General features: G+C 72.8%; 14 protein-coding genes. 2 read left to right on the top strand and 12 right to left on the bottom strand.

The window, feature by feature from the left end; genetic code table 11:
• Positions 1–7: 7 nt before the first annotated feature.
• From ASC77_RS05800 to ASC77_RS05815, 4 genes are all read right to left on the bottom strand, one after another.
• Positions 8–901, bottom strand: coding sequence for an HAD family hydrolase (locus ASC77_RS05800; protein WP_056149630.1), 894 nt, complete (start codon positions 899–901; stop codon positions 8–10).
• Positions 894–1,841, bottom strand: coding sequence for a formylglycine-generating enzyme family protein (locus ASC77_RS05805; RefSeq protein WP_056149631.1), 948 nt, complete (start codon positions 1,839–1,841; stop codon positions 894–896). Before ASC77_RS05805 ends, ASC77_RS05800 begins: the two co-directional genes overlap by 8 nt.
• Positions 1,842–3,341 carry an arylsulfatase gene (locus tag ASC77_RS05810; RefSeq protein ID WP_056149634.1) on the bottom strand — a complete coding sequence of 500 codons (1,500 nt, stop codon included), beginning with the start codon at positions 3,339–3,341 and terminating at the stop codon, positions 1,842–1,844.
• 73 nt (positions 3,342–3,414) lie between these two features.
• On the bottom strand, positions 3,415–5,553 hold the full coding sequence (locus ASC77_RS05815; RefSeq protein WP_200944896.1) for a transketolase C-terminal domain-containing protein: 2,139 nt from the start codon (positions 5,551–5,553) through the stop codon (positions 3,415–3,417).
• Positions 5,554–5,658: 105 nt separating this feature from the next.
• Here ASC77_RS05815 and ASC77_RS05820 point away from each other — a divergent pair, with 105 nt between their 5' ends.
• The gene (locus tag ASC77_RS05820) at positions 5,659–7,011 is read left to right on the top strand and encodes a helix-turn-helix domain-containing protein (protein WP_162249793.1); all 1,353 of its coding nucleotides are present in this window, start codon (positions 5,659–5,661) and stop codon (positions 7,009–7,011) included.
• 192 nt (positions 7,012–7,203) lie between these two features.
• Here the strand turns inward: ASC77_RS05820 and ASC77_RS05825 are convergent, their stop codons facing one another.
• Together ASC77_RS05825 and ASC77_RS05830 are read right to left on the bottom strand one after the other, a co-directional pair.
• Positions 7,204–8,223 (bottom strand): LLM class flavin-dependent oxidoreductase, encoded by a 1,020-nt coding sequence (locus ASC77_RS05825; RefSeq protein ID WP_056149639.1) that lies wholly within the window; start codon positions 8,221–8,223, stop codon positions 7,204–7,206.
• Positions 8,224–8,259: 36 nt separating this feature from the next.
• A complete protein-coding gene (locus tag ASC77_RS05830) occupies positions 8,260–8,820 on the bottom strand; it encodes a histidine phosphatase family protein (protein ID WP_235547463.1) in 561 nt (186 codons plus the stop codon).
• A gap of 46 nt (positions 8,821–8,866) precedes the next feature.
• On the opposite strand from ASC77_RS05830, the gene ASC77_RS05835 reads away from it, so the two are divergent.
• The gene (locus ASC77_RS05835; protein WP_056149641.1) at positions 8,867–9,274 is read left to right on the top strand and encodes a universal stress protein; all 408 of its coding nucleotides are present in this window, start codon (positions 8,867–8,869) and stop codon (positions 9,272–9,274) included.
• Between the two features lie 119 nt (positions 9,275–9,393).
• Here ASC77_RS05835 and ASC77_RS05840 read toward each other — a convergent pair whose 3' ends face one another.
• The 6 genes from ASC77_RS05840 to kdpC all read right to left on the bottom strand — a co-directional run bounded on the left by ASC77_RS05840 (position 9,394) and on the right by kdpC (position 16,098).
• Entirely contained in the window at positions 9,394–10,509 is a 1,116-nt protein-coding gene (locus tag ASC77_RS05840) for an NDMA-dependent alcohol dehydrogenase (protein WP_056149642.1), read from the bottom strand.
• A gap of 78 nt (positions 10,510–10,587) precedes the next feature.
• Complete coding sequence (locus tag ASC77_RS05845; RefSeq protein WP_056149644.1) at positions 10,588–11,712, bottom strand: hypothetical protein; 1,125 nt, start codon at positions 11,710–11,712, stop codon at positions 10,588–10,590.
• Between the two features lies 1 nt (position 11,713).
• On the bottom strand, positions 11,714–12,241 hold the full coding sequence (locus ASC77_RS05850) for a SigE family RNA polymerase sigma factor (protein ID WP_056149645.1): 528 nt from the start codon (positions 12,239–12,241) through the stop codon (positions 11,714–11,716).
• A gap of 55 nt (positions 12,242–12,296) precedes the next feature.
• Positions 12,297–12,989: a response regulator gene (locus ASC77_RS05855; RefSeq protein WP_056149647.1), complete on the bottom strand. Its 693-nt coding sequence runs from the start codon at positions 12,987–12,989 to the stop codon at positions 12,297–12,299.
• Complete coding sequence (locus ASC77_RS05860) at positions 12,986–15,487, bottom strand: DUF4118 domain-containing protein (RefSeq protein WP_056149649.1); 2,502 nt, start codon at positions 15,485–15,487, stop codon at positions 12,986–12,988. Before ASC77_RS05860 ends, ASC77_RS05855 begins: the two co-directional genes overlap by 4 nt.
• 2 nt (positions 15,488–15,489) lie before the next feature.
• Positions 15,490–16,098, bottom strand: a complete 609-nt coding sequence (kdpC, locus tag ASC77_RS05865; RefSeq protein ID WP_056149652.1) for a K(+)-transporting ATPase subunit C — start codon at positions 16,096–16,098, stop codon at positions 15,490–15,492.
• Position 16,099: the final 1 nt, after the last annotated feature.

Here is a 16,099-nt window from a genome sequence, read left to right on the forward strand (position 1 = left end):
CGCGACTCTACGGCGCGGACGCGAAGACGCAGTCCCAGTCGTCGGCCATGCTGACGATCGTCCAGCCGAGCCGGGCGCCGACGTCCGTGATCGGCTCGGGGTCGGCGAAGGTCGCCGCCGTGCCCACGTAGGCCGTCTCGCGGTCGGCGTCGTCGTGGTCGACCAGCACGGCGAGGGTGGGCCCGGCGCCGGCAGCGACCCACTCGAGCATCTCCCGGTCACCACCCGAGTTCCCGGCAGCGAGGATCGGACGGCGCCCCAGCTGGGTCTGGATGTTGTTCACCTTGACCGCCCCCTCGTTGGCGCCGTTGACGAGCTCCGCCGTGCGCCGCAGCCGAGGACCGGCACCGTCCTCGGCGGTCGGCACGAACTCGTAGCCGATCAGGCTGCCCACGACGTTCTGCGGCGGTACGCCGTACAGCTCCTGGCTGACCGCGCGCACGAACTCCGTCCCTCCTCCGGTGACGACGCAGAGGGTGAAGTCGCGCCGCCGCAGCTCCTCGAGCAGCTCGAGCATCGGCACGTACGTCGGCGCGACGGTGCGCGACATGAAGTCGCGGACGCGGGCGGTGAACTCCTCGGGCTCCTCGCCCTCGAAGAGACCGGTCAGGGCGTGGGCGATGCGCTCGAGGCCGATCTCGCCGATCGCGGCCTGGTCGCCGCTGATCAGCGCCGCGAACTCGGGCTTGTCCGCGACGGACGGATCCGCCCGGACGGCGCTCCTCATGGCGTCGACGAAGAACCGGAGCTGCACGTAGTCGGGCTTCTCGGACCACAGCGTGCCGTCGTTGTCGAAGCACGCCACCCGTCGGTCGACCGGTACGGACTCCGCGGCGTCGAGGAACGCGACGACCGCGTCGCGGGTGGCACCGGGGCGCCAGGAAGGCAGCAGGTCAGTCATCGTCGGTCACCTCGGGTCGTTGCACGCACCGGAAGCCGACGTGACTCATCCCGGTGTCGATCATCTGCGGCCGCCGAGCGGCGGGCCGGTAGCGCAGGCAGTAGGAGTCGGCGCAGAGGTGGGAGCCGCCCTTGACGACCTTGCGGCCGACCCGGAACTGCGGCTGCGCCGGGTCGTAGCTCGTCTCGAGGCTCCCCACGCCCTCGGCACCACGCGGGTTCTCGGGCGCGCAGCACGGGGATCCCGCGTCGTCGGGGTGCCGGCTGGTCCACCAGTCGTCGGTCCACTCCCAGACGTTGCCGGCCATGTCGTGCAGGCCGAACCCGTTCGCCGGGAAGCTGCCGACCGGGGCCGTGCGCAGGAAGCCGCTCTCCCCCGTGCTCCGCCACGGGAAGTCCGGTCCGTCCCAGGTGTTCGCCATGATCCGGCCGCCTGGACGCGCCTCGTCGCCCCACGTGTACGGCGCGCCGTCGAGCCCGCCGCGCGCGGCGTACTCCCACTCGGCCTCCGTCGGCAGCGCGGCGCCGGCCCACGCGGCGTACGCCGCCGCGTCCTCGTGGGCGACGTGCACGACCGGGTGGTCGAGGCGTTTGTCGATCGAGCTCTTCGGGCCGTTCGGGTGCCGCCAGCAGGCACCGGGCTTCCAGCGCCACCACTGGCTGAGGTGGCGCAGGTCGACCGGTCCGCGGGTCGGGGTGAAGACCATCGACCCGGGCACCAGGTTCTCGGCCGGTGCGTCCGGGTAGTCGGCCGGGTCCAGCGGTCGCTCGGCCACGGTCACGTAGCCGGTGGCCTCGACGAACGCGGCGAACTCGGAGTTGGTCACCTGGTGCGTGTCGATCGAGAACGCGCCGACCCGCACCTGGTGGGTCGGCGCCTCCTCCGGGTAGTGGACGTCCGACCCCATCCGGAAGGTGCCGCCGGGCAGGTCGACCCGCACTCAGCTGCTCCCGGCGACCGACTGCAGCTTCGCGAGCACCTGGTCGACGCTGAAGCTCGGCGGCGTCTGGCGCACCGGGAACTCGACGAAGGACTGGATCATCTCGCCGACGTACATCTGCGCCGGGATGAACAGCCAGACGTGGTCGAGCACCCAGTCGTAGTAGGTGTTCGACGTGATGTCAGCGCGCTCGTAGGGGTCGGTCTTGAGGTTGAAGAGCTTGGGGAATCGCAGCTCGGTGAAGGGCTCCTGCCAGATCTGCAGGGTGCCGGTGGCGCGCTGCTCGAGGAAGACGAACTTCCAGTTGTCGTAGCGCATCGCCGTCAGGTCGCCGTCGTCGGAGACGTAGAAGAAGTGCACGCGCGGGCTCTTGTCGGCGGCGCCGGTCACGTAGTCGAGCTGGTTGTGCCCGTCGAGGTGCACCTTGTACGACGTGCCCGCGAGCTCGGTACCGGTGATGAGCCGGTCCGCGACGTCGGTGTCGCCCGCGGCGGCCAGGAGGGTGATGAACCAGTCGTTGTGGCTGACGATCCCGTTGCGCACCTCGCCGGCCGGGATGTGCCCGGGCCAGCGCACCAGCGCGGGGACGCGGTAGGCGCCCTCCCAGTTGGAGTTCTTCTCGCTGCGGAAGGGCGTCATGCCGGCGTCGGGCCAGGAGTTCATGTGCGGCCCGTTGTCCGTGGAGTACATGACGATCGTGTTGTCGGCGAGGCCGGCCTCGTCGAGGTAGTCGAGCACCGAGCCGACCAGCTGGTCGTGGTCGACCATGACGTCGTGGTACTCCGACTGCCACCGCCCGGCCTGGCCGCGGGACCCGTCCTTGATGTGGGTGCGGAAGTGCATGTGGGTGGTGTTGAGCCACACGAAGAACGGTGTGTCGCTGTCGTTCGCCTCACCCATGAAGCGGATCGCCTCCGGCACGATCTCGTCGTCGATCGTCTTCATCCGCTCCTTGGTGAGCGGGCCGGTGTCCTCGATGCGCTGGGTGCCGTCGCCGTTGGCCCACGAGTGGATGACCCCGCGCGGCCCGAACCGCTTCCGGAAGTTCGGGAACTCCTCCTCGGTCGGGTAGTCCGGGAGCTCGGGCTCCTCCTCGGCGTTGAGGTGGTAGAGGTTGCCGAAGAACTCGTCGAAGCCGTGCATGGTCGGCAGGAACTCGTCCCGGTCGCCGAAGTGGTTCTTGCCGAACTGCCCGGTGGCGTAGCCGAGGTTCTTCAGCGCCGTGGCGATCGTCGGGTCCTCGGCGCGCAGGCCGATGTCGGCACCCGGGAAGCCCACCTTGGTCAGCCCGGTCCGGTAGGGGTTCTGCCCGGTGATGAACGCCGCGCGGCCCGCCGTACAGCTCTGCTCGCCGTAGTAGTCCGTGAACTTCACGCCCTCGTCGGCGACCCGGTCGATGTTCGGGGTCCGGTAGCCCATCAGCCCGTCCGAGTAGCAGCTGAGGTTGCTGATGCCGATGTCGTCGCCCCAGATGATCAGGATGTTCGGCCGGTCGGACATGCGGACTCCTTCAGGGCGCGGGGGTGCGAGCCAGGGACGTCCCGACCGTAGACCGGGGCGGGCGGCCCGGGCCTCACCCGCAAAGGGCGATCGCCGCCTCGACGATCTCCTCCTCGGTGACGAGCACGGTGCTGGAGGCGGGGCCGAGCGGGACGTAGGAGTCGGCGCTCGCGACCCGGCTCAGGCGACCGTCGTACCCCCGCTCGACCAGGGCACTGACGATGCCCTCACCCACGCCGCCGGAGCGCCGGGTCTCGTCGACGACCAGCACCCGGCTGAAGCCGGAGGCGTACGCCGCGAGCTCGTCGACCGGCAGGGGGGCGAGCCAGCGCAGGTCGAGGACCGTGGCGCGCACGCCGTCGGGCTCCAGCGTCCGGCAGGCACGCAGCGACATCGGCACGCCGTTGCCGAAGGTGACGACGAGCAGGTCGGTGCCGTCGCCGTGCGCGCGCGGACCGCGCGGCGTGCCGGGTCCGGCGTGCTCGGCCGTCCAGGCCCCGTCGCCAGGCTGGTGGAGGTCGCGCGAGTGGTAGAGCGCGATCGGCTCGACGACCACGCAGACCCGGCCCTCGAGCTCGGCCAGCTCGGCGCACTCGCGCAGCAGCGGGCGGGCGTCGGCGGGGTGGCTCGGCACGCACAGCACCAGCCCGGGGATGTCGCGCAGCACGGCGAGCGAGTTGTCGTTGTGGAAGTGCCCGCCGAAGCCCTTCTGGTAGCTCAGGCCCGGGATCCGCACGACCATCGGGTTGCGGTAGTGCCCGTCGGAGAAGAACGCGAGCGAGGCCGCCTCGCCGCGCAGCTGGTCCTCGGCGTTGTGGACGTAGGCGAGGTACTGGATCTCCGGGATCGGCAGCAGGCCGGCCAGGGCGGCGCCGAGCGCCGTGCCCAGGATGGTCTGCTCGTCGAGGAGCGTGTCGATCACCCGGCGGCCGCCGTACGCCTTGCGCAGCCCGCGCGTCACGCCGTACACGCCACCCTTGACGCCGACGTCCTCGCCGAGGACCACGGCGTGCGGCCGCTCCGCCAGCAGCTCGGCAAGGGTCGCGTTGATCGCCTGGGCCAGGGTGAGGCGGCCCGCGGGAGGCGGAGGCGCGGGCAGCCGTGTCGGCGCCGGCCGCGTGTCCGGGCGGTGCAGAGGCCGCACGACCTCGCCGCGCGACGCCAGCCGGCGCTCGCCGATGACCGACTTCGCCTCGTGCATCACCACGGCGCGCGTGCGCTCGTAGCGGTCGAGGACCTCGTCGGGCGTGCACGCCCCGGTCTCGACGAGGTACGCCGCGGTCGCGAGCACCGGGTCGCGCTCGTGGTCGCGGGCGATCTCGGCACTGGTGCGGTAGCCGAGCTCGACGTCCGAGCCGGCGTGGCCGAGGAACCGGACGGTGCGCAGGTGCAGCAGCACCGGGCGGCGGGTGTGCCGGGCGTGGTCGACCGCGGCCCCGACGTCCGCGAGCAGACGGTCCGGTCGCGGCGACGGCGCCTCGACGTACTGCACCCCGGGCAGCCGCCGCAGGGACTCCTCCAGCCAGCCGGCCGGGGTGCGCGTGCTGATCCCGAGACCGTTGTCCTCGACGACGACCAGCAGGGGCAGGTCCAGCCCACGGTGGGCGAGGTACGCCGCGGCGTTGAGCGCGCCCTGGGCCGTCGAGTGGTTGACGGACGCGTCGCCGAGGCTCGTCACCACGATCGCGTCGGCGGGCCAGCGCCGCGCGGGTGCGAGGTCGGCGAGGTTGCCGAGCGAGAAGGCCAGCCCGACCGCACGCGGCAGGTGCGAGGCGATGGTCGAGGTCTGGGGAAGGACGTGCAGCGCCGGGTGGCCGAACACCTTGTGCCGACCGCCCGAGATCGGGTCGGCGGCCGCAGCGCTGAGCCCGAGGAGCACGTCGCGGACCGGTGTGGTCGCGGCGGCAGGACGCTCGGCCGCGTTGCGGGCCGCGCGGGCGGCGTAGAACCCGCCGGACCGGTAGTGCAGCAGCGCGGGGTCGTCGACCCGGGTGAGCAGGCCGAGCACCGCGTTCGCCTCGTGACCGGCCGAGCCGATCGTGTAGAAGCCCTCGCCCTGGGCCTGGAGCCAGCGCGCGGCGAGGTCGAGGTGCCGGCTCTGGAGCTGGGCGTCGAAGAGCGCCAGCACCTGGTCGGCGTCGGCCGTCGCGGCCCCGTCGCCGGGCCGCAGGGCGCGCGCCCGCTCGACGAAGTGCTCGTCGATCGCTTCCACCACAGGCCCACTCCCTCGTCGCCTCGTCGCCTGCTCAACTCTTGCACCTCGGGACCGGGCCGGTTGCCTGACACTCTCGTGTCGCCGTCGGCCACAATGGCCGGCATGCGCGACGACCTGGTGCAGCTGAGCCGCACCCTCGACCCCGCGGTGCTGGGCGAGCGGCTCCGCGCCGCGCGCCTGCGCGCGGGGATCACCCAGGCGCAGGTCGCCGGGGACACCATGTCGGTCGGATACGTCTCCCGGATCGAGAGCGGCCAGCGTCGCCCGGACCCGGACCTGCTCGAGCGGATGGCCGAGCGGCTCGGCGTCGAGGTCGAGGAGCTCCTGGTGGGGGTCTCGCCGGACCGGATCGCCGGGTTGCGGGTCCAGCTCGACCATGCCGAGCTGGCGCTGCGGACCGGCGCGGCGCCGGACGCCCTCGAGTCCGTGGTGGGACTGCTGGCCGACCCGGCCCTGGCGTCGCTCGACCAGCTGCGACGCGACGCGTCGTACGTCCACGCCGGAGCCCTGGAGGTGACCGGCGACCTGCAGGCGGCGATCCTCGTGCTCGAGGACCTCGCGGAAGGCCCGGCGGCCGACCTCGCGTGGATCGACGGCGTGACGGCGCTGAGCCGGTGCTACCGCGAGTCCGGGGAGCTGGGCCGCGCGATCGAGGTCGGCAACCAGGCTGCTCGACGCATCGGGGAGCTCGGCCTGGAGGGGCTCGACGCGTCGATCCGGCTGAGCCTGACCGTCGCGGCTGCCTACTCCGAGCAGGGCGACGTCGAGTTCGCCGCCCGGCTGTGCCGGCGCGCGGTCGACCGGGCGGAGGCCATGGCCTCACCGGTCGCCACCGCGATGGCCTACTGGAACAGCTCGATCATCGAGACCCTGCGGGGCAACGCGGCCGGCGCGCTGCCGATGACCCGGCAGGCGCTCGCCGTGCTCGAGAGGAGCGAGGACGCCCGCAACGTCGCGCGGCTCCGCTCGCAGCTGGGCATCCACCTGATGAGGGTGGACCCGCCGGAGGCCGCGGAGGCGCTGACGGTGCTCCTCCGTGCCGCGGACGAGCTCGCGCTCACGGACGCGGGTCCGGCCGACCTGGCGGACAACCGGCTGGCGCAGGCGCGGGCACGCTTCCTGCTGGGCGACGTCGACACGGCGCGCGAGCAGGCGACCGAGACGGCCGCCTCGACGCGCGGCACCGCGCCGTTGGTGGCTGCGGAGTCGTCCGTGCTCCTCGGCCAGATCGCGATCCACGCCGGGGCGCCGGGGCCAGCGCTCGCGCACTTCCACGAGGCCGTGCTCCTGCTCAGCGGGGTCGGCGCCGACCGGGCCGCCGCCCAGGTCTGGTTCGAGCTGGGCGGTCTCCTCGAGGGCGCGGGCGACCCCGGCGGCGCGCTCGACGCCTACCGCCGCGCGGCGGCCGCCACCGGCCTGGTCAGGTCTCCGGGGAGACGCACCGCCGACCTGTGACCGATCTGTGTCATATCTTGGCAACGACTGTGACATCATGACGCCACGTCCGTGCAAGGAAGGCGTCGCCCGGCCCATGGCCGGCGCTCGTCTCGGGGGTGCACGGGCCAACCGGGGAGGCATCGACCCCGCCGACCTCGGGGGTCTCGGGAGGTCGTCGCGGGGTCGATGCCCGCCCGGCGGTGTGCGTCGTCAGCGCCAGCCGAGCGCCGGCGCGACGTGGCGGACCACGCTGTCGAGCACGTGGGCGTTGTAGTCCACGCCGAGCTGGTTGGGCACCGTGAGCAGCAGCGTGTCGGCGGCGGCGATCGCCTCGTCCTCGGCGAGCTCCTTGACCAGCTGGTCCGGCTCCCCGGCGTACGACTTGCCGAACCGCGCGATGCCGCCGTCGATGTGGCCGACCTGGTCCTGGCTGCGCGACTCGCCGCCGAAGTAGGCGCGGTCGAGGTCGCTCACGATCGGGAAGATGCTGCGGCTGACCGAGACCCGCGGCTCGCGCTCGTGGCCGGCGGCCTTCCACGCGTCGCGGAAGCGCTGGATCTGCTCGGCCTGCAGCTGGTGGAACGGCACGCCCGTGTCCTCGGTGAGCAGCGTGCTGCTCATCAGGTTCATGCCCTGCTCCGCGGTCCACTCCGCGGTCGCGCGACTCCCGGCACCCCACCAGATCCGGTCGCGCAGGCCGGGCGAGTGCGGCTCGACGCGGAGCAGGCCCGGCGGGTTCGGGAACATCGGCCGCGGGTTGGGCTGGGCGAAGCCCTTGCCCTCGATCACGTCGAGGAAGACCCGGGTGTGGTCGCGGGCCATCTCGGCGTGGTCGGAGCCCTCCCCCGGCACGTAGCCGAAGTAGCGGAAGCCGTCGATCACCTGCTCCGGTGACCCCCGGCTGATGCCGAGCTGCAGCCTGCCCCCGGAGATCAGGTCGGCGGCCCCGGCGTCCTCCGCCATGTAGAGCGGGTTCTCGTAGCGCATGTCGATGACGCCCGTGCCGATCTCGATCCGGCTGGTGCGGGCGCCGACCGCGGCGAGCAGCGGGTACGGCGAGGCGAGCTGGCGCGCGAAGTGGTGCACCCGGAAGTAGGCACCGTCGGCACCCACCTCCTCGGCCGCGACCGCGAGCTCGATCGACTGGAGCAGGGCGTCGGAGGCGGAGCGCACCTGGGACTGCGGTGACTCCGTCCAGTGACCGAAGGACAGGAACCCGATCTTCTTCATGCTCTCCCCAACAACGGTTGAACGATCAATCATCCCTCACGGGGCGTTCCAGGTCTGCAGGACCGGGTGCTCGCGCTCGTAGCCCAGGGTCGACAGCGTCGCCGTGTCGAGCTTGAACCACTGCCCGGCCTCGACCGGACGGCCGAGCCAGCGGGCCGCGAGCGCCCGCAGCGCGTGCCCGTGTCCGAAGACCAGCGTCCGCCCCTCCGTCCCGCGCACGCGCGCCACGACCCGGTCGAGCCGCTCGCAGACCTGCTCGGCGGTCTCCCCGCCCGGCGTCGGGTGGGTCCAGATCGTCCAACCGGGGTCGCGCTCGCGGATCTCCTCCGTGGTGATGCCCTCGTAGTCGCCGTAGGCCCACTCGGCGAGGTCGTCGTCGACCTCCGGGTCCGGGAAGCCCGCGAGCTCCGCCGTACGCCGCGCCCGCACCCGCGGGCTGGTGAGCACCTGGGCGAACTCGACGCCCGCCAGCCGCTCGCGCAACCCCCGTGCGACGTCCTCGCCGTCCGGGAGCAGCGGCAGGTCGGTGGTCGAGGTGTGGCGACCCGCGGCGCTCCACTCGGTCTTGCCGTGCCGGACCGTCCAGAGCTCGTTCACACCGCTATTCAACCGTGCCGCACGTTCGAGGTGGCAGGCTGTCACCATGAGCGACCCCGCCACCATCGTCGTCGGCTACGTCCCCACTCCCGAGGGCCTCGCGGCCGTCGAGTACGCCGTCACCCAGGCGCAGCGCGACGACGCGCGCCTGGTGATCGTGAACTCCGGCGTCCGCGGCTACGACTCGGACCCGGCGTTCGCCAGCGCGACCGACCTCGACGCGCTCGCCGGCCGCCTGACGGGCCTCGGCGTCGCGCACGAGATCCGCCAGGCCCCGCAGGCCATCTCGCCCGCGGAGGAGATCCTGCAGGCCGCCACCGATGTCGATGCCGACCTGATCGTGATCGGGCTGCGCCGGCGCTCGCCGGTCGGCAAGCTCTTCCTGGGCAGCAGCTCGCAGCAGGTGATCCTCGACGCCGCGTGCCCGGTCGTCGCGGTCAAGCGCCCCGACTGAGCGCGCCGCACGCGAGCTGTAACGCGGGGTTAGGACCTCTGGTGACCCCGTTCGAACGGGGTGCCTAGTGGGTCTAACCCCGCGTTACAGCCGACGGCGGCGCCCTGGCGACGCCCGCGTCAGTAGACGATCACCCCGCGCAGGTTGGTGCCGGCGTGCATGTCCTCGTAGCCCTGGGCGACCTCGTCGAGCTTGTAGGTCCGGGTGACCAGCTCGTCGAGCTTCAGGCTCCCCTCCTGGTAGAGCCGCAGCAGCTTGAGGATGTCGGTCTTCGGGTTGGAGGCGCCGAAGAGCGAGCCCTGGATGCGCTTCTGGAAGAGCGTGATGTCGGCGAGCGAGATCGGCGCTCCGACCGCCTGGACGTCGCCGAGCCCGGTGACGACGACGGTGCCGGCCTTGCGGATCGACCCCATCGCCTGACCGAGGTGGTCGCCGGTGGTCACGCCGACCGTGACGATGGCCGAGTCGGCGCCCTGGCCGTTGGTCACCGACTGGGCGAGCGCGGTCGCCTCCTCCATGGTCGCCACGGCGTGGGTGGCCCCGAGCTCGAGCGCCTTGGTGCGCTTGAACTCGACCGGGTCGACCCCGATCACCATCGACGCGCCCGCATGGGCGGCGCCCTGCACGGCGTTGATGCCGATGCCGCCGACGCCCATCACGACCACGACGTCGCCGGGGCGTACGTCGGCGGAGTTGATCGCCGACCCCCAGCCGGTGCCGACGCCGCACCCGACGAGGCAGGCCTTGTCGAGCGGGACGTCGTCGGGCACCTTCACCGCAGAGTCGACGGCGACCGTGGTGACCTCGGCGAAGGTCGAGATCCCGCACATCTGGCCGACCGGCTGCCCGTCGTACGACAGGCGGAAGCTCGTCGGGTCGTCCCACCGCGACCCCATCAGGAGCGTGGCCCCGAGGTCGCAGAGGTTCTGCATCCCGCGCGAGCACCAGGTGCACTGCCCGCAGGACGGCAGGAACGAGAAGACCACGTGGTCGCCCTCCTGCCACCCCGGCGTGTGCGGCCCGACGGCGCGGACCACCCCGGCGCCCTCGTGGCCGCCGCAGAAGGGGTAGATCCCGACCGGGATGTCACCGGTGGCGATGTGGTCGTCGGAGTGGCACAGTCCGGAGGCGGTCATCTGGACCTGGATCTCACCCTGGCGGGGATCCTCGACCTCGAGGTCCACGACCTCGTAGGTGCCCGGAGCCTGCCGGATGATCGCGCCGCGTGTGTGCATGGTTCCTCCCGGAGATCGTGGTGACGGCCGTCACTCCTCGATCGTGCGCCGATCGCGTTGGCGACCGGTTGGTCCGGGTCAGGACGACGCGACCAGCACGCACCGACCCGCCGAGGCGCTGCACCTCGCCAGCCGCTGGTCGGAGCTGCCGTCGTCCCGGACCAGCACCGAGACCAGGTGGTCGTCGTCCTCCCAGCTCCACCGGAGTGCCTGGAAGAGCCACCCGCGGGGAGCTGCCAACGACGTCCGCGCGGTGCCGCCGACCGTCTGCAGCTGGAGCGTCGACACCCCCTCGACCTCGCCGGCCAAGGACCCGGCAGGTGTCCACGCCAGCCAGGTCGACGCCGGGCTGACCGACCAGCTGTCGAGGTCCGGAAGGTCGCCCGTCCTCGTGAGCACGCCGTCGTCCGAGATCTCGGCGAGGTACGCCGGCCCGTCCACGCCGTCCGTGACGACGAGGCCGGCCGGGGTGTTGCCCAGGACCCACTGGTCCGGGGCGGTCTCGGACAGGTCGACGGTGCCGCCGTCGACCAGCGGCCGCCACAGGACGCTCGATGCCTGTCCCTGGGCGATGACCCGGCCGTCGTCCGTCACCGCACGGAGGTAGACCGGGTTGCCCTGGCTGGGATCGCCCAGCTGGATCGGAGTGCCGCTGAGCCCCTCGCCCCCGGGCCGGGTGTCGAACCCGGTCAGGTCGCCCTCGCCCGACATGCCGAGCACCTCCGCGACGTACCTCCCGCTCGGCGAGATCGCGGTCGACCCGATCAGGTCGTCGCCGATTCGGTGCGGCTTGGTGCCGGTGCCCCACCACCAGCCGTCATGGGCGCGGTGGGCGAGCCAGGCCTCGGGGCCGGACTGCACCGACCACCAGTTGCCGAGCACCTCCTTGCCGCCGACGTACAGCCTCTCGCCCAGCACGTACGGCGTGGCCGGGACCGCCGTCGAGATGGCATCGGACTGGCTCTGCCCCGGCGTCGGCACCGGCGGCGCCGGGTCCAGCTCGCGGCTCCCCCCGCCGATCGCCTCGATCGCCACGGCGGCCGCGACGACCAGGATGATGACCGCGGCGACCAGCATCCCGGTGCGGTGGCGCGGCGCAGTGCGCGGCTCCTCGCGCGGCAGCGCCGGCATCGGCGGGACGTGCAGGCCGCTCGCGACGTCGTGCAGCTCGCGGCCCAGGATCTCCTCGAGGTCGACGGACATGTCAGACCCCCCTTCCGTCGGAGTCGAGCGCAGCGCGGAGCGCCTTGAGTGCGTGGTGGGCGGAGGACTTCACGGTCCCCCGCGAGCAGCCGAGCACGTCCGCGATCTCCTGCTCGGTGAGCTGTTCGTAGTAGCGCAGCACCACCACCGCGCGCTGGCGCGGGGGCAGCGACGTCACGTGGGGCCACAGGACCATCCGGTCCTCCGGTCCACCCGGGGGCGCCGGCCCACGCTCGGGCGGCTCGTCGGTGAGCACCTCGAGCCGGCGCTTCTGCGGCCGGCGCTGGGAGAGGTAGGTGTTCGTCAGGGTCTTGCGCAGGTAGGCCATCGGCGAGTCGGCCAGCTCGACGCGCGACCAGGCGCCGTGCGCCTTGAGCAGCGTCTGCTGCGCCAGGTCCTCCGCGTCGGCGTGGTTGCCGGCGAGCAGGTAGGCGTAGCGGTAGAGCGACGGCCAGGCGCTGCCGGCGTACTCCTCGAACGTCGGCGCCTGCGCGCTGCTCGTTCCCGTGCCCGTACTCGTGCCAGTCATCCGAGACCAACCCCCTTCTGCCCATCCTGACTCCGCGAGTCGGCAGAAGGTTGTCTCAGGGCTCGAGTGTGTAGCCGAGTCCTGCGCTGGTGACGAGGTGCACCGGGTGCGCGGGGTCGGTCTCGAGCTTGCGGCGCAGCTGCGCTGCGTACACCCGGAGGTAGTGCGTCTCGTGCTCGTACGCCGGTCCCCACACCTCGCGCAGCACCTGCTCGCGGGTGACGAGCCGGCCGACGTTGCGGGCGAGCAGCTCGAGGAAGGACCACTCCGTCGGGGTGAGACGCACGTCGACCCCGGCCCGGACGACCCGCTTGCGCGCCAGGTCGATGACCAGGTCACCCACGACCACCTCGGTGGCCTCGGGGGCCGTCTCCTGACCGCGTCGTACGGCGGCGCGCAAGCGCGCGAGGAGCTCGTTCATCGCGAACGGCTTGGTGACGTAGTCGTCCGCGCCCAGGTCCAGCGCCTCGACCTTGTCCTCGCCGTGCTGGCGGGCGGAGAGCACCACGATCGGCACCGAGGTCCAGCCGCGCAGCCCGGCCAGCACCTCGGTGCCGTCGATGTCGGGGAGCCCGAGGTCGAGCAGCACGACGTCCGGGTGCTCGGTCGCCGCCGCGTCGAGCGCCGAGCGGCCGTCCGCCGCCGTCACGACCTCCCACCCGTGGGCGCGCAGGTTGATCGCGAGCGCGCGGGCCAGCGCGGGCTCGTCGTCGACGACCAGGACCTTGCTCCTCCGCGGCGAGCTCATGCGCGCGCCCTCGGCACCGACACGACCATGGTGAGCCCGCCGCCGGGGGTGTCCTCGGCGTCGAGGGTGCCGCCGACCGCCTCGGTGAGTCCGCGCGCGACGGCGAGGCCGAGGCCGAGGCCACCGTCGGAGGTGTCGTCGAGCCGCTGGAACGGCTCGAACATCCGGCTCCGCCGGTCCTCGGGTACGCCGGGGCCGCGGTCGACGACGAGCACGTCGACGGTGTCCGGCAGGGCGTGCACGAGCACCCGCACCGGCGTACCCCCGGAGACGCGGACCGCGTTGGCGACCAGGTTGGCGACCACCCTCTCCAGGAGTCCGGCGTCGGTGTGCACGAAGGGCGCGGACTCGTCGAGCTCCAGCACGACGGCACCGACCGGCTGCCCGGCGACGGCCAGCGGCAGGATCTCCTCGAGGCTGCGGTCCCGCAGGACGGGGTGCAGCAGCCCGGAGTCCAGGCGGGACAGGTCGAGCAGGTTGTCGATCAGCCGCTCCAGCTGCTCGGTCGAGGACGCGACGGCGGCGACCAGCTCGGCGCGGTCGGCGACGTCCACCGAGTCCGACACCAGGCCGTCCACGGACGCCCGCATCGTCGCGAGCGGCGTGCGCAGGTCGTGGGAGACGGCGCGCAGGACCGACGTGCTCGTCGCCTCGGCGCGCTCCAGCGCAGCCGCCCGCTCCTCGCGCTCCCGGAGCCGTCGGTACTCGAGCACCAACCCCGTCTGAACGGCGAACCCGTCGAGGACCCGCTGGTCGGTCGCGCGCAGCGGCGAGCCGCAGAGCACGATCACGTGGTCGTCGTCGACCTGGACGCGCGTGTCCGCCGCCTCCGGCTCGCAGGGCGGCGACTCGCCGCTGCTCGCGATGACCGTCCAGCCCCCCGGGCCGCGCTCGAGGAGCGAGGCCGACTCCTGCCCGAACACCTCGCGGAGCCGCTCGACGATCGCCTCGGCGGTGTCGTGTCCGGTGAGCACGGAGCGGGACAGCGCGCCCAGGGTGGCGGCCTCCGTGCGTGCGCGTACGGCGTCCGTCGCGCGCCGCGAGGCCCGGTCGACGACGGTCGCGACGCCGACGGCCACGGCCACGAACACCAGCAGGGCCAGGAGGTTGGCCGGCTCCGAGATCGTGAAGCCGTGGACCGGCGGGGTGAAGAACCAGTTCATGAGGAGGAAGCCGACGAGCGCCGTCAGCAGCGCCGGCACCAGCCCGCCCACCAGGGCGACCAGCACGGTGACGGCCAGGAAGAGCAGCACGTCGAGCGACAGCTGGTCCGGGTCGTCGGTCGCGCGCAGCACCAGGGTGAGCAGCACGGGCAGGACGACCGACAGTGCGAGGCCGACGACCTGGCGCCGCCGGCTGAGCGGCGACAGGTACCACCGCGAGCGGCTGGTGCGCGCGACCTGGTCGTGCGTCACGAGGTGCACGTCGATCGAGCCGGCGAGCGAGGCGATCCGGTCGCCCGTCGTACCGGTGAAGAGGCGGCGGAGCCGTCCGTGGCGGGAGACGCCGACGACGACCATGGTCGCGTTCGCGCCGGTCGCGAAGTCGACCACGGCGGCCGAGACGTCCTCCCCCACGACCGAGTGGAAGGTGCCGCCGAGCGACGCGACCAGCTGCTGGGCGCGGGCGATCCGGGACTCGTCGGGGTTGGCCAGGCCGTCGTTGGCGATCACGTGGACGGCCAGCAGCTCCGAGCCCGCCGCCCGCTGGGCGAGCCGGGCACCGCGGCGCAGCAGCGTCTCGCTCTCGGCGCCGCCGGTCACGGCGACGACGATCCGCTCCTTGGCCGGCCACGGCGCCTCGATCCGGTGCGCGCGGCGGTAGTCGCCGAGGGCGTCGTCGACCCGGTCCGCGAGCCAGAGCAGCGCGAGCTCGCGCAGGGCGGTCAGGTTGCCGACCCGGAAGTACGACGTGAGCGAGGCGTCCACCTGCTCGGGCCGGTAGATGTTGCCGTGGGCCATCCGTCGGCGCAGCGCATCCGGCGACATGTCGACCAGCTGGATCTGGTCGGCCGTGCGGACCACCTCGTCGGGCACGGTCTCGCGCTGGCGCACGCCGGTGATCCGCTCGACCTCGTCGTTGAGCGACTCCAGGTGCTGGATGTTGACGGTCGTGATCACGTCGATGCCCGCGGCCCGGAGCCGCTCGACGTCCTCGGCCCGCTTCTCGGTGCGACTGCCCGGCACGTTGGTGTGCGCGAGCTCGTCGACGCAGACCACGGCCGGCCGCCGGGCGAGCACCGCCTCGGTGTCCATCTCGGTGAACGTCGCGCCCCGGTAGGAGACCTCGATCCGGGGCACCACCTCGAGCCCGTCGAGCATGCCGGTCGTGTGCTCGCGACCGTGCGTCTCGACGTACCCGACCACGACGTCGGTGCCGCGCTCGCAGCGCCGGCGTGCCTCCGAGAGCATGGCGTAGGTCTTCCCGACGCCGGGGGCGGCGCCGAGGTAGACGGTCAGCCGCCCTCGGCCCTGCCCCGGTGGTGGATCGGCAGCCATGCTCACGATCCTGCCAGCACCGCGATGTTGAGCTCGAGGACGTTGACCCGCGGCTCGCCGAGCACACCCCAGGTGCGGCCCGAGGTGTGCTCGGCGACCAAGCGGCGGACGGCGTCCTCGGTGAGGCCCGTGGCCGCAGCCACCCGCGGCACCTGGAGGTCGGCGTACGCCTCCGAGATGTCGGGGTCGAGACCGGAGCCGGAGGCGGTGACCGCGTCGGGAGGCACGTCGGCGGGGTCGACGCCCTCGCGCTCGGCGATCTCGGCCTTGCGCTCCTTGATGGCCGCGATCAGGTCAGGGCTCTCGGGACCGTAGTTGGAGCCGTAGCTGTTGAGCGGGTCGTAGCCGTCACCGGCTGCGGACGGCCGGTTGTAGAACAGCCGGTCGTCATCGGTGAGCTGACCGAGGAGCGCCGAGCCGACGGCGTCGTCGGCGTCGGTGGTGTGCGCGCCGGTCGCCGTCACCAAGGACCCGTGCGACTGCCAGGGCGCGGCGACAGCTGCGACGCCGTACACCGCGAGCGGGTAGGCGACACCGACCAGCAAGGTCGCCGCCACCAGGACCCGGAGGCCGGCGAGGCTGTGGCGGAAGAGGGCGTAGAGGTCCTTCATG

Source organism: Nocardioides sp. Root1257, assembly GCF_001425175.1.
Classification (GTDB): Bacteria; Actinomycetota; Actinomycetes; order Propionibacteriales; family Nocardioidaceae; genus Nocardioides.

What these genes read in the sequence shown, in the direction of transcription:
- ASC77_RS05850 (WP_056149645.1), bottom strand. Translation starts at nt 12,241, where the DNA reads ATGACTGGCACGAGTACGGGCACGGGAACGAGCAGCGCGCAGGCGCCG.
- ASC77_RS05800 (WP_056149630.1), bottom strand. Translation starts at nt 901, where the DNA reads ATGACTGACCTGCTGCCTTCCTGGCGCCCCGGTGCCACCCGCGACGCG.
- ASC77_RS05835 (WP_056149641.1), top strand. Translation starts at nt 8,867, where the DNA reads ATGAGCGACCCCGCCACCATCGTCGTCGGCTACGTCCCCACTCCCGAG.
- kdpC (WP_056149652.1), bottom strand. Translation starts at nt 16,098, where the DNA reads ATGAAGGACCTCTACGCCCTCTTCCGCCACAGCCTCGCCGGCCTCCGG.
- ASC77_RS05840 (WP_056149642.1), bottom strand. Translation starts at nt 10,509, where the DNA reads ATGCACACACGCGGCGCGATCATCCGGCAGGCTCCGGGCACCTACGAG.
- ASC77_RS05820 (WP_162249793.1), top strand. Translation starts at nt 5,659, where the DNA reads ATGCGCGACGACCTGGTGCAGCTGAGCCGCACCCTCGACCCCGCGGTG.
- ASC77_RS05845 (WP_056149644.1), bottom strand. Translation starts at nt 11,712, where the DNA reads ATGTCCGTCGACCTCGAGGAGATCCTGGGCCGCGAGCTGCACGACGTC.
- ASC77_RS05810 (WP_056149634.1), bottom strand. Translation starts at nt 3,341, where the DNA reads ATGTCCGACCGGCCGAACATCCTGATCATCTGGGGCGACGACATCGGC.
- ASC77_RS05855 (WP_056149647.1), bottom strand. Translation starts at nt 12,989, where the DNA reads ATGAGCTCGCCGCGGAGGAGCAAGGTCCTGGTCGTCGACGACGAGCCC.
- ASC77_RS05825 (WP_056149639.1), bottom strand. Translation starts at nt 8,223, where the DNA reads ATGAAGAAGATCGGGTTCCTGTCCTTCGGTCACTGGACGGAGTCACCG.
- ASC77_RS05860 (WP_056149649.1), bottom strand. Translation starts at nt 15,487, where the DNA reads ATGGCTGCCGATCCACCACCGGGGCAGGGCCGAGGGCGGCTGACCGTC.